This is a genomic window from Thalassobaculum sp. (assembly GCF_040219615.1).
Classification (GTDB): Bacteria; Pseudomonadota; Alphaproteobacteria; order Thalassobaculales; family Thalassobaculaceae; genus Thalassobaculum_A.
On sequence record NZ_JAVJSE010000038.1, the window covers coordinates 239,443 to 255,954 of the forward strand.

15 protein-coding genes are annotated in these 16,512 nt (G+C 65.5%); 11 read left to right on the forward strand and 4 right to left on the reverse strand.

The annotated features are described in order from the left end of the window. Positions 1-122 precede the first annotated feature (122 nt). Positions 123-1,784, forward strand: coding sequence for a tetratricopeptide repeat protein (locus RIC31_RS19970; protein WP_350111848.1), 1,662 nt, complete (start codon positions 123-125; stop codon positions 1,782-1,784). A 299-nt stretch (positions 1,785-2,083) separates the two neighbouring features. Here RIC31_RS19970 and RIC31_RS19975 read toward each other — a convergent pair whose 3' ends face one another. Continuing rightward, on the reverse strand, positions 2,084-2,623 hold the full coding sequence (locus RIC31_RS19975) for a PAS domain-containing protein (protein ID WP_350111850.1): 540 nt from the start codon (positions 2,621-2,623) through the stop codon (positions 2,084-2,086). Between the two features lie 176 nt (positions 2,624-2,799). On the opposite strand from RIC31_RS19975, the gene RIC31_RS19980 reads away from it, so the two are divergent. The 7 genes from RIC31_RS19980 (at position 2,800) to RIC31_RS20010 (ending at position 10,293) form a co-directional block, all read left to right on the forward strand. Beyond that, on the forward strand, positions 2,800-2,979 hold the full coding sequence (locus RIC31_RS19980; RefSeq protein WP_350111852.1) for a hypothetical protein: 180 nt from the start codon (positions 2,800-2,802) through the stop codon (positions 2,977-2,979). Positions 2,980-3,039: 60 nt separating this feature from the next. Further along, positions 3,040-3,780 (forward strand): hypothetical protein, encoded by a 741-nt coding sequence (locus tag RIC31_RS19985; RefSeq protein ID WP_350111854.1) that lies wholly within the window; start codon positions 3,040-3,042, stop codon positions 3,778-3,780. 111 nt (positions 3,781-3,891) lie between these two features. Next, positions 3,892-5,070 (forward strand): peptidase C39 family protein, encoded by a 1,179-nt coding sequence (locus RIC31_RS19990; protein WP_350111856.1) that lies wholly within the window; start codon positions 3,892-3,894, stop codon positions 5,068-5,070. Continuing rightward, positions 5,067-6,536: a RimK family ATP-grasp domain-containing protein gene (locus RIC31_RS19995; protein WP_350111858.1), complete on the forward strand. Its 1,470-nt coding sequence runs from the start codon at positions 5,067-5,069 to the stop codon at positions 6,534-6,536. The genes RIC31_RS19990 and RIC31_RS19995 overlap by 4 nt, the downstream gene beginning before the upstream one ends. A gap of 61 nt (positions 6,537-6,597) precedes the next feature. Further along, a complete protein-coding gene (locus RIC31_RS20000; RefSeq protein WP_350111860.1) occupies positions 6,598-8,298 on the forward strand; it encodes a peptide ABC transporter substrate-binding protein in 1,701 nt (566 codons plus the stop codon). Positions 8,299-8,431: 133 nt separating this feature from the next. After that, positions 8,432-9,400, forward strand: a complete 969-nt coding sequence (locus RIC31_RS20005) for an ABC transporter permease (RefSeq protein WP_350111862.1) — start codon at positions 8,432-8,434, stop codon at positions 9,398-9,400. Continuing rightward, positions 9,397-10,293 (forward strand): ABC transporter permease, encoded by an 897-nt coding sequence (locus tag RIC31_RS20010; protein ID WP_350111864.1) that lies wholly within the window; start codon positions 9,397-9,399, stop codon positions 10,291-10,293. Before RIC31_RS20005 ends, RIC31_RS20010 begins: the two co-directional genes overlap by 4 nt. 57 nt (positions 10,294-10,350) lie before the next feature. Here the strand turns inward: RIC31_RS20010 and RIC31_RS20015 are convergent, their stop codons facing one another. From RIC31_RS20015 to RIC31_RS20025, 3 genes are read right to left on the reverse strand one after another with little or no spacing between them, the layout of a single operon-like run. Further along, positions 10,351-11,082 carry a hypothetical protein gene (locus tag RIC31_RS20015; RefSeq protein ID WP_350111866.1) on the reverse strand — a complete coding sequence of 244 codons (732 nt, stop codon included), beginning with the start codon at positions 11,080-11,082 and terminating at the stop codon, positions 10,351-10,353. A gap of 3 nt (positions 11,083-11,085) precedes the next feature. After that, complete coding sequence (locus tag RIC31_RS20020; protein WP_350111868.1) at positions 11,086-12,435, reverse strand: hypothetical protein; 1,350 nt, start codon at positions 12,433-12,435, stop codon at positions 11,086-11,088. Beyond that, positions 12,432-13,262 (reverse strand): spermidine synthase family protein, encoded by an 831-nt coding sequence (locus RIC31_RS20025; protein WP_350111870.1) that lies wholly within the window; start codon positions 13,260-13,262, stop codon positions 12,432-12,434. The genes RIC31_RS20020 and RIC31_RS20025 overlap by 4 nt, the downstream gene beginning before the upstream one ends. Positions 13,263-13,738: 476 nt before the next feature. On the opposite strand from RIC31_RS20025, the gene RIC31_RS20030 reads away from it, so the two are divergent. The 3 genes from RIC31_RS20030 (at position 13,739) to RIC31_RS20040 (ending at position 16,510) form a co-directional block, all read left to right on the forward strand. Beyond that, the gene (locus tag RIC31_RS20030; protein WP_350111872.1) at positions 13,739-14,152 is read left to right on the forward strand and encodes a hypothetical protein; all 414 of its coding nucleotides are present in this window, start codon (positions 13,739-13,741) and stop codon (positions 14,150-14,152) included. A 98-nt stretch (positions 14,153-14,250) separates the two neighbouring features. Continuing rightward, the gene (locus RIC31_RS20035) at positions 14,251-15,111 is read left to right on the forward strand and encodes a polysaccharide deacetylase family protein (RefSeq protein WP_350111874.1); all 861 of its coding nucleotides are present in this window, start codon (positions 14,251-14,253) and stop codon (positions 15,109-15,111) included. Between the two features lie 13 nt (positions 15,112-15,124). Next, the gene (locus RIC31_RS20040; protein WP_350111876.1) at positions 15,125-16,510 is read left to right on the forward strand and encodes a phenylacetate--CoA ligase family protein; all 1,386 of its coding nucleotides are present in this window, start codon (positions 15,125-15,127) and stop codon (positions 16,508-16,510) included. Positions 16,511-16,512: the final 2 nt, after the last annotated feature.

Below are 16,512 nucleotides of genomic sequence, written 5' to 3' on the forward strand. Positions count from 1 at the left end.
CATGCCGACGCCCATCGTTGCGACCCTGGCGGACCGAGGACTCGGTTCGAGTGCTTCCCCTTCGGGGCGGGTCCGCCTAGTGTCGCCGCATCCGGCATGAACGGGGCCGACCGGGAGCGCGCATGGACTATCCCTTCGAACTGGGACCCTGGTCGCGCCGGGTCACCGCCGCCTCGAGCGCCGCCCAGGCCTGGTTCGACCGTGGCCTGAACTGGACCTACGCCTACAACCACGAGGAAGCCGTCGCCTGCTTCAGGCAGGCGCTGAAGGAGGATCCGTCCTGCGCCATGGCGTGGTGGGGCATCGCCTGTGCCGCAGGCCCGTTCTACAACCGGCCCTGGATCCGCTACACCGACGCCGAGGTCGCCGCGACCCTTGCGGTCTGCCGCGAGGCGATCGAGCAGGCCCTGGCCCTCGCCGGCAACGCCGACCCGGCCGAGCAGGCCCTGGTCCACGCCCTCGCCAGGCGCTACCGGAACCGGCACGACACCGACCGCGCGGTCCTGAACCGCTGGCAGTGGGACTATGCCGACGCGATGCGCGATGCCGCGCAGCGCTTCGGGGACGATCCGGACATCGCGGCGCTCTACGCCGAGGCTGCGGTCACCTGCACGCCCCGCCAGCTCTGGGACCTGACGACCGGCGAGCCGAACCCGACCGCCCGGACCCACGAGGTGATGCCGGTCCTGGAGCGCTGGGTCCGGCGGATCGAGCATGACGGGCCGGTCCACCCCGGCATCCTGCACATGTATATCCACGCCCTGGAGATGTCGCCGTTCCCGCAGCGCGCGCTGAAGGCCGCCGACATGCTGCGCGGCTACGCCCCGGACGCCGGCCATCTGGAGCATATGCCGGCGCATGTCTACGTGCTGTGCGGCGACTACGCCCAGGCGGTCGCGCAGAGCGAGCGGGCGGTGCGGGCCGACGACAAATACCTGGCGTTCGCCGGCGACGCGAACTTCTACACGACCGCGCGCTGCCACAACCTGCACCTGTTCATGTATTCGGCCATGTTCCTCGGCCAGTACGGCAAGTCCCTGCACGCCGCCGACCGGATCTGCCGGATGGCGACGTCCGACCTGATCGCCGCGAGCCCGCCTTTCATGGCGTCGATCCTGGACGGCTACTCCGCCATGCGGACCCATGTGCTGATCCGGTTCGGGCGCTGGGCCGACCTGGTCGCGATGCCGGCCCCGGACGCGCCCGCCCTGCGCCCGATCGGCACCGCCATGCACGCCTATGCCCGCGGCGTGGCGTACGCCGCCCTCGGCCGGATCGACGAGGCCGAGGCCGCGCGGCTGGCCTTCACGCAGGCGGCGCAGGCGATCCCCGAGGACGCGATCTTCCTCAGCAATCCGGTGCGGGTGATGCTGCGGATCGGCGAGGCGATGCTGGACGGCGAGCTGGAATACCGGAAGCGCAACCACGACCGGGCATTCGCCAGCCTGCGGCTCGCGGTCGAGCGCGACGACGCGCTCAACTACACCGAGCCATGGGCCTGGATGCACCCGCCGCGCCACGCGCTGGGCGCGCTGCTGGCCGAGCAGGGCCGGTTCGAGGAGGCGGAGGCGGTGTACCGGACGGATCTCGGCTACGACCAGGGCATCCCGCGCTGCTGCCAGCACTCGGACAACATCTGGGCGCTGCAGGGGCTGGCCGAATGCCTCGCACGCTCCGGCGACGCCGGCGAGCTCCGGCTCCTGCGGCAGCGGCTGGAGTTCGCGAAGTCACGGGCCGACGTGCCGATCGAGTCGTCGTGCTTCTGCCGCTCGGCGTGCCATTGACGGGAGCGTGTCCTCAGAGCTTGAGAATGTATTCCGGCATGGCCTGCGTCGCGTCAGGAAGTCCGGCGGCCAGGAGCGGCGGTGAAGGCGATGCGGCGCATCGGCGAGACGTCGCGACGCCGTCGGCGGGCTTCCTGACGCGACCCGAAGGGCCGGTTTTCCGCGCCCGTCCGCGGCGTCGGCCGGCTTGCCCGATGGCACCGCATCGCGCTGCGCCGCCCTCCTGGCGGACGAACGCGGAAAGCCGGCGCAGGCCATACCGGAATACATTCTCAAGCTCTCAGGCCCGGGCCGTCGCCTCACAGCTCCGGCTGGCGCGGAGCCCGCTCCATCCCGATCAGCAGCCGAACGACCTTGCCGTCGCGCATCAGCGGAAGCCCGATGCGCCACCAGGCCGACAGGAAGAACTCCATGGCCGGCGTGTATCGCAACAGCAGCGGTTCCGGGCGGAGCAACTGCGCGCGATAGGTAACGATCAGAAACGCCATGAACGGCACCGTCATCTCGCCGACCTTCATGCCGGTCATGTCCATGCCGAGCGTGTTGCCGACGTCGGAGCCGTGCAGGCGGATCTGGAACTCCCGGCCCTGGTCGAGGACGTCGAGCAACGAGACCGACCCGAGCGCCGGTCGGAGTGCCAAGGGATCGACCATCTCCGGCGGCGGCGGACCGTCTGCCTCGGCCATCGAAGCGTGCCACCAGCCTATGAGATGACGGAGAGCCTCCGACTCCAGGTCGTCCACCGGCGGGTCCCAGACGATCAGCGGCGGCGGGCTGCCGAGACTGGCCATCAACGCATCGCAGCAGTCGGTCTGCCCGTCGGCGAGGCGTCTGGCCAAAGCCCATGACTCGTCTGCCGGCAGCGTCGTGATCGAACGCCGGTACCGTTCCTCGCGAGTTCCGAAGGCCAAGCCCATGGCCTTGCCCTTTCCGGATGCCCGGCCAGCAATGCCCCGAATGTTACCCGAATCCGCGACCGATACTAAGTACGTATGACGAGACGCCGGCCCGCCCCGTGGTCGAGCGCACGGCGCACGCCTTCCAGGCCGCCCTGATGGTCGCCCACGCGCCGGCCGAGGTGGCGGCGGCGTTCTGCGCCACCCGGCTCGGCGACGGCTGGCGCGGGGATTTCGGCGGCGGCGCGGCCGATCTGCCGGTGCACGCCGTCGTCGACCGCGCGCGGCTGGCGAGCTAGGGAATTCGCGGCTTCTGCCGAGGCTCTCGACGACCCGGACCGGACCGATACACTCGCGCCATGCTGCGCGAAGCCCTCGACTGGCTGGTCACCCCCAGCCTGCCGTTCGCCCGCCGTTCCGGGCACCTGTCCGAGTTCGTGGCGATCGCCGCGCGCCGGCGGCGTCACCGCGCCGCCTGGGCCCCGCACGAGGCGCGCAGCCGGGCCGCGGTGCTGCGGGCGGCCATGACGGTCGATCCGGACGGCACCGCCGTAATCCTCGGGGCGGGCCACCTGTACGACGTGCCGCTGGCCGAGCTGGCGGCCCGGTTCCGGAGGGTCGAGCTGGTCGACCTGGCTATCTCGGCCGCAACCCAGCGGGCCGCGCGCCGGCTCGGCAACGTGACCTGCATTCGTCACGACGTCACCGAGTCGCTGCCCGAGCTGCCGCGGGTCGCCGCCCCCGGCTTCCTGCTCGACCGCCCGGACCTGCGCTTCGTCGCCTCGGTGAACCTGCTCTCGCAACTCGCCGTGGTGGCGACCCGCGAGCTGGAGGACGACGCGGCCGACCGGCTCGGCCGGGCCCTGGTCGAGGCGCATCTGGACTGGCTCGGCCGGCTGCCCTGCCCGGCCGCCCTGGTCTGCGACCGAGCCATCGAGATCGTCGGGCCGGGCGGGGAAATCGTCGCCAGCCTCGACCCGCTGAAGGGCGCGGCTGCGCCGACCGCCGACGAGACCTGGACATGGGACCTGGCGCCGCGCGGCGAGGTCGACCGGGTGCATTCGGTCCGCCATGTGGTCGGCGCAACCGATCGATCGTGAAACGCCGCCCAGTCATGCGCTTGACGCAGTTGACTTGAAACACGGATCATCGATCTAGAAGGCCAGCGGCACGTTGTGCTCCGCAGCCCCGACGCGAAAGGCGTCCCCGAGATGTCCCCGCACGCCCTGCAGGATCTCGAAACCCCGGCCCGGCCGCAGCGCCGGAGCGAGCCCGTCACGATCCGGCCGGGGTCGGTGGCGGACATCCCGGCGCTGGTACAGCTCGAGGAGACCTGCTTCGAGTCCGACCGGCTGTCGCGCCGCAGCTTCCACCACATGCTGACCAGGGCGAAGGCGTCGCTGTTCGTCGCCGAGGCGCCGGGAGCCGGCGGCGGCATCCTCGGCTACGGCCTGGTGCTGTTCCACCTGGGGACCGCGCTGGCCCGGCTGTACTCGCTGGCCGTGCACCCGGACGCGCGCGGCCGCGGCATCGGCATGAAGCTGCTCGACTACGCCGAAGCCGAGACCCGGCGACACGATTGCGTGGCCCTGCGGCTGGAGGTGCGGGCCGACAACGCGGCGGCGATCGCCCTGTACGAGGGCCGCAGCTACCGCCGCATCATGCCGCTGCCGCACTACTACGAGGACGAGGGCGACGGCTGGCGCTACGAGAAGCGCATGACGTTCAGCCCGCCGCCGACCATGCCGCAGGTGCCCTACTACCACCAGACAACCGAGTTCACCTGCGGACCGGCCTGCGTGATGATGGCGATGGCGGCGCTCGACCCGTCGCGCCAGATGCACCCGAACGACGAGATCCGGATCTGGCGCGAGGCCACGACCATCTTCATGACATCGGGCCACGGCGGGTGCGGGCCGTACGGCCTGGCCCTGGCTGCGCACCGGCGCGGCTTCGACGTCCGGGTGGTGGTGACCGAGAGCGGGCCGCTGTTCCTGGACACCGTCCGCAGCGCCGAGAAGAAGCGTATCATGGAGCGCGCCCAGGCGTCGGTCCGGGAGGACTTCCGCGAGGCCGGCCTCGAGGCCGAGATCGCGCCGATCACCCCCGCCGACCTGCAGGCCGCCCTCGAGGACGGCTGGATCCCGATCCTGCTGATCAGTTCCTATCGCTTCAACGCCGAGAGAGTCCCCCATTGGATCGTCGTGACCGGCGTCGACGATCGCTTCCTGCTGGTGCATGACCCGGACATGGACGACGACCTGCTGAAGACCGACATGGACTGCGTGCACGTGCCGGTCCCCCGAACCGCCTTCGACAGCATGACCCGCTACGGCCGGTCGCGGCTGCAGGCGGCCGTCCTGATCCGCGGCCGGGAGCTCGTGACGTGAGCGTCCTCGTCGTCCTGGTCGACCGCATGGAGGACCTGCCGATCCCGCCCGAGGGGCTGCGGGTCGTGCGCACGCGCGACTACCTCACCCAGCCGATCACCTTCGGCGACGAGACGGTCCGTATCGTCAACCTGTCCCGCGACCTGGTCTATCTCGGCCAGGGCTACTACGCGTCGCTGCTGGCCGAGGCGCGCGGCCACCGCGTGATCCCGTCGGCCGCCGCGATCCTGTCGCTGAAGGAACGCGGCCGGGCCTGGACCGGCATGCGCGCGGTCGAGCGGGTACTGCTGCGCGCGCTGTCCCGCATCAAGGAGACGCCGGAAGCCTCGTTCTCGATCGACGCGTATTTCGGGCGCACCGCCGACCCGCGCTACGAGCGCGTGGCGCGCGAGGCGTTCGACCGGTTCCGGGCGCCGATCCTGCGCGTGCAGATCCGCCGCGACCCGGAATGGGGCTTCTACGTCAAGGCGATCCGGCCGCGCACCATCGACGAGCTGCACGCCGCCGAGCAGCCGACCTTCGCCGCCGCCCTGGAGGCCTATACCCGCCGGGCCTGGCGCGCGCCCAAGGGAACCTCGAAGCGCGTCCGCTACACCCTCGCGGTCCTGCACGATCCCAAGGAGGCGCTGCCGCCGTCGGATCCCAAGGCGCTCGCGACCCTCGAGCGGGTCGGCGCCCAGATGGGGGTGTCCGTCGAGCTGATCCAGCCGAAGGACTACTCGCGGCTCGCCGAGTTCGACGCGCTGTTCATCCGCATGACCACGGCGCTCGACAACCCGACCTACCGGTTCGCCCGCAAGGCCGAGGACGAGGGCATGCCGGTGCTCGACGACCCGACCTCGATCCTGCGCTGCACCAACAAGGTGTTCCTGGCCGAGACCCTGATCGCCCGCAAGATCCCGGCGCCGAAGACCCTGGTGCTCGATGCCCGCAGCCTGAAGCGGGCCACCGAGGAGCTGTCGTTCCCGATCGTCCTGAAGATCCCCGACGGCTCGTTCTCGCGCGGCGTCACCAAGGCCGACAACCTCGACGAGCTGAAGCGCAAGTCGAAGGAACTGTTCGCCGACAGCGACCTGATCCTGGCGCAGGAGTTCATGCCGACCGAGTTCGACTGGCGGGTCGGCGTGCTGGACGGCAAGCCGCTGTTCGTCTCGCAGTACACCATGGCGCCCAAGCACTGGCAGATCTACAACCACGGCGCCACCGGCCGCGCCAAGCACGGCGGCTTCCGGACCTTCGCGGTCGAGGACACGCCGAAGCAGGTGCTGGACGTGGCAGTCGCCGCGACCCGGCTGATGGGAACCGGCCTGTATGGCGTCGACCTCAAGCAGAACGACCGCGGCGTGTTCGTGGTCGAGGTCAACGACAACCCGAACATCGACGCCGGGGTCGAGGACAAGGTCCTCAAGGACGCCCTGTACCGGACACTCCTGGAGTCCTTCGTGCGGCGCATCGAGGCCGGGTGAACAGACGGTAATTTGACGGGCCGCCGGACGCCCCTATCCTCGCTCAGAGGAGGTCCCGCCGATGATCCGACGCCGCCCGCTGCTCGCCCTGCTCGCCGCCCTGCTCGCTGCCGCCACGATCGGCGCCATGTCCGAATCGCAGGCATCGGCGGCTCCGCGCGACGCCCTGACCATCGGGCTGACCCAGTATCCGGGCACCCTGAACCCGATGATCGATTCGATGCTGGCCAAGTCCTATGTGCTCGGCGCCACCCAGCGGCAGATCACCGTCGAGGGCCCGGACTGGCAGCCGGTCTGCCAGCTCTGCGTCAAGCTGCCGAGCCTGGAGGACGGCGACGCCGTCCGCTTCCCGTCGAAGACCGAGGCCGGCGAGCCGGTCGACGGCGTGCGCAAGACCTACACCCTGCGCGACGACGCGTTCTGGGCCGACGGCACCCCGGTCACCACCGCCGACGTGCTGTTCGCCTGGGAGGTCGGCCGCCATCCGGACACCGGGGTCGCCAATTTCCGGGCCTACCGCGACGTCCTGGACATCGAGGTGCACGGGCCGAAGCGGTTCACCCTGGTCGAGCGCAAGCTCGACTACCGCTACCGCTCGGCCGGCGACTTCCAGGTGCTCCCCGCCCATCTCGAGCGTCCGGCCTTCGAGGTGCCGCGCGAGTACCGCAACCGCACCCTGTACCAGACCGACCCGGGCAATCCCGGGCTGTGGAACGGCCCCTACCGGGTCGCCGGAGTCGAGACCGGCTCCCGCATCGTGCTGGCCCGCAACGAGCACTGGCAGGGCCGGCGGCCGGCCTTCGACCGGGTCGAGATCCGGGCGATCGAGAACACCTCGGCTCTGGAGGCCAACCTGCTGTCCGGCACGATCGACATGATCGCCGGCGAGCTCGGCCTGGCGGTCGACCAGGCGATCGCCTTCGAGAAGCGGCACGGCGACCGATACGCCGTGACCTATCAGCCGGGGCTGGTCTACGAGCACATGGACGTCATGCTGGACAACCCGGTCCTGGCCGACCGCCGGGTCCGGCAGGCGCTGATCCTGGCGGTCGACCGGCAGGCGATCAACGACCGGCTGTTCGCCGGCAAGCAGCCGGTGGCGGACAGCAGCGTTCACCCGCTCGACTGGGTGCACGCGACCGAGGGCGTGCCGACCTACGGCTTCGACCCGAAGCGTGCCGAGGCGCTGCTGGACGAGGCCGGCTGGAAGCCCGGGCCGAAGGGCCTGCGCGTGAACGCCAAGGGCGAGACCCTGTCGGTCGAACTGATGACCACCGCCGGCAACCGCACCCGCGAGCTGGTCGAGCAGGTGCTCGCCGACTACTGGAAGCGGGTCGGCATCGAGACCCGGATCCGCAACGAGCCGGCCCGGGTGTTCTTCGGCGAGACCGTGCAGAAGCGCCGGTTCGCCGGTCTCGCCATGTTCGCCTGGCTGTCGGCGCCGGAGAGCCTGCCGCGCACCACCCTGCACTCGGAGTCGATCCCGACCGAGGCCAACAACTGGGCCGGCCAGAACGCCACCGGCTTCCGCAACGCCGAGATGGACCGCCTGATCGACGCCGCCGAGATCGAGCTCGACCGCGACCGGCGCAAGGCGATGTGGGCCGACATCCAGCGGATCTACGCCACCGAGCTGCCGGCGATCCCGCTATATTTCCGGGCCGAGCCCTACATCCTGCCGAAATGGCTGACCGGGCTGCGCCCGACCGGCCACAAATACACCACCACCAACTGGATCGAGGACTGGCAGGTGGTGGAATAGGCATGGCGCCCATCGCTCCCCGCCCGGCCCTTCGTGGCTCGCTGCGCTCGCACCTCAGGGCGACAGGGTTGTTCCTCCTCTATCGCCCTGAGGTGCCGCGCGGCGCGCGGCCGCGAAGGGCCGGGTAGCCGCCATGCTGCGGTATCTCGTCTTTCGCCTGCTGCAGGCCCTGGTCGTGCTGCTGCTGCTGTCGGCCGCGACCTACGGGCTGCTGGGGCTGATGCCGGGCGATCCGATCGACCTGATGGTCGGCGCCGACCCGCGCATCACCTCGGCCGACATCGCCCGGTTGAAGGCGCTGCAGGGCCTCGACCTGCCGCTGTGGGAACGCTACCTGAACTGGCTCACGGCGGCGCTGCAGGGCGACCTCGGCTATTCCCGGCTGTACACACAGCCGGTGCTCGACATCGTCGCCGAGCGGATGCCGCGCACCCTGCTGCTGATCGGGCTGGCGCTGATCCTGGCACTGGCCGTCGCGATCCCGGCCGCGGTGGTCGCGGCCCGCAATCCCGGCGGCGCCGTCGACCGCGGCGTCAACCTGCTGTGCTTCGTCGGCATCTCGGTGCCGGCGTTCTGGTTGGCCCTGATCCTGATCATCCTGTTTGCGGTCGTGCTGGGCTGGTTGCCGGCCGGCGGCACGGTCGGCGCCCAGGGCGGCGGGGTTGCCGACCGGGCAGCACACCTGGTGCTGCCGGTCGCCACCCTTGCCGCCGCCAGCGTCGCCGCCTACACCCGGCACCTGCGGGCCGCCCTGATCGAGGCGCTCGGCGAGGACTACGTCCGCACCGCCCGCGCCAAGGGACTGAGCGAGCGCGTGGTCACCACCCGCCACGCCCTGCGCAACGCCCTGCTGCCGGTGGTCACCCTGCTCGGCCTCGATCTCGGCAGCCTGGTCTCCGGCGCGCTGGTGACCGAGACGATGTTCGCGCAGCCCGGCATGGGCAAGACGATCTACGACGCGGTCATGGGCAACGACTACAACCTGGCCCTGGTCGGGCTGCTGGTGGCGGCGGCCGCCACCCTGCTCGGCAATCTCGGCGCCGACCTCGCCTATGCCCGGCTCGACCCGCGCATCGTCTACCGCACGGACCCGGCGACATGATCCGGCGGCTCGGTCCCGGCCCGGCCCTGGCCGCCGCGGCGCTGCTGATCCTGGTGCTGGCGGCGATCGCCGCCCCCCTGGTGGAGTTGGCGATGGGTCTCGACGCCGAGGCGGTCGACCTGTTCGGCCGGCTGCAGCCGCCGTCGGCCGAGCACCCGCTCGGGACCGACGAACTCGGCCGCGACCTGCTGCTGCGGCTGCTGTATGGCGGCCGGGTCTCGCTGACCGTCGGCGTGGTGGCGGCGCTGGCGGCCTCGTCGATCGGCACCGCGGTCGGGCTGGCCGCCGGGTATCTCGGCGGCCGGGCCGACGCCCTGCTGATGCGGCTGGCCGACGGGGTGATCGCGCTGCCGCTGCTGCCGCTGCTGATCGTGCTGGCCGCGGTCGACCTGACCAAGCTCGGGCTGTCGCCGGAGGCCGCCGGCTCGCAGACCGTGCTGCTGGCCCGGCTGGTGGTGCTGGTGGCGCTGGTCGGCTGGCCGACCACGGCGCGGCTGGTGCGGGCCGCCACCCTCAGCCTGCGCCAGCGCGAGTTCGTGGCGGCCGCCCGTGCCCTCGGCTTCTCGCCGCTGCGTGTCGCCGTGCGCCACGTGCTGCCGAACGCCGCGGCGCCGATCCTGGTGGCCACCACGCTCGCCGTCGGCAACGTGGTGCTGTTCGAGAGCGTGCTGAGCTTCCTCGGTCTCGGCATCCGGCCGCCGACGCCGTCCTGGGGCAACATGCTGACCGGCGCCCAGGAGCTGATCTGGGAGAGCCCGCGGCTGGCGGTCTGGCCCGGCATGCTGATCTTCGCGACGGTGGTCAGCGTCAACCTGCTCGGCGACGCCCTGCGCGATGCCCTGGATCCACGGTCGCGGCGCCGGTCGGCCGGCGGTGCTCAGAGCGGCCAATGAACGCTCTGCGTCAGGTCACATCGAGAACAAATTCACCAAAACAAATAATCCCATCATTCACTCACCATTTCCATTCACGTAACGGCATACAACGACAATCGACTTCTTCGTCACGGCATAGTAAAATCCCTTGATTTCTGCAATAAATGCTAAGCAAAAAAATCCACTAAATGCAACAAAAACATAACCCAAAGACTGTCCAGCAATCAATCCTCCTGCGGCCAGGAATACTAAAAACATGCTGATAGAGTACATAAGATCCGCCAGAACAATATTTATCGCATTAGAATCATTACCAGCAAATAACACGCGGTTCATCACCAATATATAACCGACGATTGCAGATATTTGGACAAGACCAAAGAATATTGCAAAAAATAGATATGGCTTATCAAGGGCTCCAACGAAAAGCAAAGAACTCGAGTACAATAAAAATCTCAATATCACCTCGCGGCGCTTCGTTACCTCTGGCTCGCCGCGCAAATGCAGCACAAACTCGCTATTGTAATCCACAAAATGCGTACCAAAATAAATACGCAAGTACCCGAACCCCACCAGAGCCCATAGTATAACATTCAATACACCGCCATCCTCCCCATCCCCCAATAGATTTTTATGCGCGGCCGAAAGAATTCCTGAATCCACACCGCCTATCACACTTGAATAAAATTTAAACCCAAGACTGGCAATAACGTAAGAGGTCAAAGCCAACTCTAGTATTAACTTAGCTGCCTCCTTCCGCTCATCATCGCTCGGCTCACTGGTGGCGAGACCCGTTGGCTCAGTCATGGCTCACCGCTCCACTTTTCCAAAGCGACAAAGGTACAAAATTACTATCGCTAAAGGAATCCCAAAGGTCGGAACAATCAGCAGGTAAATATTTTCTATTGATACAGCACCAGAAATAGCGGCCGCCGCAATTAAACATACATTCAAACCTATAGAAATAGCAATGCCAAAATCTGACAGATACCTCTTCACTCCAAACAAAAGAGGACCTGGCAATGCTAATAAGAAATACAAAAGCCACGTATATATTTGTACTAGATTCACAAAATAAATCGCGAACAGTGCACTCATCCCCGTCACCACGGAAAGAGAGCAAACATAGGAGTAGTTTGCATATTTTGGACGTACCGACTTTCCATACGTCTCAATAACCGCCTTCGTAACAAGCCCCGAGACTAAAAACAACTCGGTGTCCGCTGTCGACAAGAGTGCTGCCAAAAGCAAAAAGACAATTACGTACGGGGCATCTCCCGCGAGGGTTGGCCCGATGGCGGTAAAAAACGCATCATCCGGAGAAGAGTTTGGGTCAATGGCAAAGGCTGACATTCCGATATAGGATAACAAACCTCCATAGATAAGCAAAGCGATCCCACCGCAAATACCGCCTCGCAACGCACTTTGTGGTTTATTGGTCGCCAGTATTCGTTGCCACACATCCGCACTACAGATTCCGACCAAGAAACCCACTACGGCTAGCCCCCAACTGTACGCGAACGGGGCCGACTCGAAAGCTGTAATATCTGGCTGCGACCCATTAGTAGCGATTTGAGCCACGAAGACAAGCAAGAGCGCAAACATTAATATTGCTTGAAAAATATCCGTTCGAAATACTGCTCGCATTCCTCCGCGGTATACATAAACCATCAGAACAAAACTTGATATAACAATAACCACTTCGCGACTAAATGAAGTTACATTCGTTAACACCAACCCGAGTGTTGAAAACTGAAGCATTAGCAACGAAAAAAACGCCAATATTGAAATAATAAGAACTGCACTACCCGTCAAGGGGCCAAAGTGAATTTTACAATAATCAACAAGTGTCGATGACTTTATTGCTTCTTTTGTTGAAACAAGTCGACTTGAGAGAAGGCCCACTCCTATAAATGCTAAACCGTAACCGAGAAATAAAAACATCCCTGCAAATCCAAATAGAAAAGATAAGGTTGAAAGCGCGACTATTTCACCGGCTCCAATCAAAGTGAACATTCCCGCAGCAATTTGCAGAAAAGATGCTTGTTTGTTTGCAGAAAAAAGATCTACCCAATCGGAACTGTTTGCTCGGCGTGCCGATAGCCCCACAACAAGAAATGCTATGAGAGCGACAAGGATGGCGATCTCTGATCCATTCATTTTCTTAACACCACAACGTTGACAAACTCGCCCTGCGCATACTTACAACTCACTGGAATACTCGAAGAAACAGGAACGTATTTAACGTTCGAGAATCCAGATTCTATTAGCTCGGCTTCATTAATATTCACTCTTCCGGTCACATCTAACTGAACTAATTTTCCACCCGGCGAAATGATATCATGAAGTGCTCTCGCACTGTTCATGATATATTTAGACAAATCAACGGGGTCATAAAGACGATCAGCAGCGATATCCGTAAATGGCAAATACGCATCGTTAATTATTGCATCAAAATACTGATGGCGAAGCGCAGGAACAACCAGCTGCCAAGCTCCGTTAATTATGACCGCACTGCTATCCCGTGACAATGCATTTGATGCAATGGCGGCTATTAGAGGATGAACTTCAATACATACGTAACTATCGTAACTATTACGCCTGAGAATGTCTTCCGATGCGATTCCGGCTCCATAACCTAACTCTAATATGTTTGCTGGATTGCTTACCAATGCTTCACCGACCATAGAGAGCTGCGCAGGAGTTTCCCAGGATTCGATCTGGGTAGACTCGCCTATTCGTAAACTAGAAAACGTATGCTGAACTGTTGCGTTTGCAAAATCCCTCATCGCAAGAAGTTCTTCGGCCGCGAGAAATGATGATTTCATTTGATATTTCATTTGAACGCTGATCTCATTCTTAAAATCTGAGCTAGGTTTATTTGGGCTTGTCGCTTCACGCAATCCAGCATAGCCGCGGCACTTCTTAATGCGATCCGGTGCAGGCCTAGCGCGCAGACCATAATACTGGTGATTGCTGATCGTCATTGCGTTGATTCCCAGCCCTCTGAGAATGATGATAACCCAAGTTTGCTGCAACTATGAAGTGGATTCCTGTCCTGGCGCAATCGCCGCGGATCCACATTAAGCCCGACCGTGTCGTTCGAATTTGCGTCTGTCCGGGTGTGTGCAGGCAGTGCTGTCGACTTTCGAGGCCGCTGAGGTGAGTATGACAGTGTCGCTTTGCCGTCCTGGTTCGACGACCGTCATTGCCGGGAGTACAGGCTTAGCACTGTGTCGATTGGGGGCTTGTTGATCGATTGACACAGCCATCGGGCTTGCTACTTGCTATTTCGGTGACCGGACCGACGTCGTGCTGAGGCGGCTGGCTGACGGGATGATCGCGCTGCCGCTGCTGATCGAACTGGACACCGTCGACCAGACCGATCTCGCGACGCCGGTCGGCCGGCGGCTGACGGTCGGCCGCGATTGCGAGCGGCGCGCGAAACCGCCACAGTCGGGGCATGAGTCCAATCCGCACCGCCCTGCTCACCACCGCCCTGGCGTTCGGCCTGCTCACCGGCTGCGAAGAGCAGCAGCAGGCCACCGGCCCGGAGAACCTGCGCGAGGTGAAGCCGCCCTCCGGTCCGGAATACACCGGCGACCTGTGCGCGGTGGTCCGCAACCGCGCGCCGTTCACCATCACCGGCCGGATCATCATGAAGAGCCGCGAGCGCGCCACCTTCCGCCTGGCGCGCAACGAGACCCGCAGGCTGTGCCTGTCGGGCACCACCTACGGCAACTACACGGTCTCGTTCGTGCTGACCAACTTCGTCACGATCCCGCTGTTCAGCTGCTACACCACGACCGACCAGGCGATCGAGGTGTTCGCCTATCAGCGCGGCGACAGCTGGCTGTACAACGCGACCTGCCGGTAGGTGCCCTTGTTGTGGCCACGCGGGCCTTCGCGTCCGGCCGGAACTGTGCTCCGAATAGGCTCCGCATCCCGCGGCGGGTTCCGAAGTTGGGAGAGGCAATGAGCTCCGTCACCTGGCCGAACGGCGCGCGTCTGGCGCTGTCGATCGTCGTGAATGTCGAAGAGGGGTCCGAGCTTTCCATTGCCGAGGGCGATCGCGGACCCGAGCCGGTGGACGAGCTCGGCGTGACCCTCAAGCATGCGCTGCGGAACTACGGCAACGAGAGCAACTACCGCTACGGCCTGAAGGCCGGCGCGCCGAGGGTGATGAGGCTGCTGCGGGACCGCGGCGTCCGAGCGACCTTCACCGCCGCCGCCCTCAGCCTGGAGCGCGCGCCGGACCTGGCCCGGCAGATCGTCGCCGACGGACACGAGGTCTGCGCGCATGGCTGGCGCTGGATCCACCAGTTCCGCATGGACGAGCCGACCGAGCGCGATTTCATCCGCAAGGCGGTAGCCTCGATCGAGCGCACGACCGGCGAGCGCCCGCACGGCTGGTTGTCGCGCTATCTTCTCACCGACAATACCCGCCGGCTCCTGGTCGAGGAGGGCTTCACCTATCACATGGACGACTACTCGGACGACGTGCCGTTCTGGGACGCGACCGCCGACAGGCCGATCCTGATCCTGCCCTATGCGATCGACAGCAACGACATGAAGATGTGGACCGCCCCGGGCTTCATGCCGGCGGACTGGCTGCAATACGCGATCGACAGCTTCGACTGGCTCCGGCGCGAGGGGGCCGACGCGGCGCGCATGATGTCCCTGGGCGTGCATCTGCGGATCATCGGCCGACCGGGCCGCATCGGCTATCTCGAGCGGTTCCTGGATCACGTTCTGCGCCATGACGACGTGTGGGTCGCCCCACGGATCGAGATCGCGCGGCACTGGGCCGAGGCCGATCCGTATCGGCTGGTCTGAGGGGCCGGGACACATGGCGGCCCGGTACTTCGACGAGGCGGACCCGCGCCGGATCCTCTCGGAATACCCGATCGGCGAGGCGTTCCTCAGCGGGCCCGCAAGGATCGGTGCGGATGAGCTTCGCGCGCTGCAGGACAGGCGGTTTGCTGTCCTGATGCGGCGCGGCTGGGAGATTCCCTTCTATCGCCGCCTCTGGGGGCGGGCCGGCGTCGAGCCCGGCGACGTCCGGGACATCGACGACCTGCCGAAGCTGCCGAGCTTCTCGAAATCGGACCTGATGGCGAGCGTGGAGGCGCATCCCCCCTATGGCGACTTCCACGGCATCGACCGGGCCGACGGCCGGCGCAGCGTGGTCATGCACACGACCAGCGGAACCACGGGAACCCCGCAGCCGCTGTTCTTCGGCGCCTGGGATCGCGAGGTGCAGAACGCCCTTCTGGCGCGGGCTTACCGCCTGCAGGGCATGACCGAGCGGGACGTCGTCCATTCGGTCTACGGGTTCGGAATGGTCAATGGCGGGCACTACATCCGCGAGGCGATCCTGCATTTCGTCGGCGCCATGCTGCTGCCCGCCGGAACCGGGCTGGAGACCCGGTCGGAACAGCAGGTCGAGCTGCTGCACCGCTTCGGGGCCACGGCGATCGTCGGCTTCGCCGACTACATCCTGAAGCTCGCCGCCGTCGCCCGGGAGAAGGGGCTGGAGCCCGGTCGCGACCTGCCGGTCCGCATGATCTCGGGACATCTATCGGCCGACGGTCACGAGGCCATGGCCCGCGCCTGGCCCGGCGCGGAGACCTACGACTGGTACGGCGTCGGCGATACCGGCGTCATCGCCGCCGAAGGACCGGACCACGACGGGCTCTACATCTGGGAAGACGCGCACATGGTCGAGATCCTCGATCCCGACCGTCTCACGCCGGTCGCCGACGGCCAGCGCGGCAACATCTGCGTGACCGTGCTGTTCAAGAACACGATCTATCCGGTCATCCGGTTCAACACCAACGACGTCTCGTCGATCCTGCCGGGCCGCGGCGGCATGGGCGTCAACTTCCGTCGGCTGGCGGGCTTCCAGGGGCGCAGCGACAACATGGTCAAGCTGCGCGGCATCAACGTCTATCCGACCGGCATCGGCGCGATACTCGGCGACATCGGGGACCTGAACGGCGAGTACGTATGCCGCTGGATCCGGCAGGACGGACGCGACGAGCTGATCGTCGTGGCCGAGGTGCGGCGTCCCGGCATCGAGTCCTCGGCCGGACTGCAGCGGCAGACAGGCGACCTGCTGCGCCAGCGGCTCGGGGTCGGGGTGCTCGTCGAGCTGGCGCCGCCCGGCGGAACCGCGCTGCTGACCCAGGTCGACTCCCGCCAGAAGCCGATCCGGCTGGTCGACGAGCGATGAGC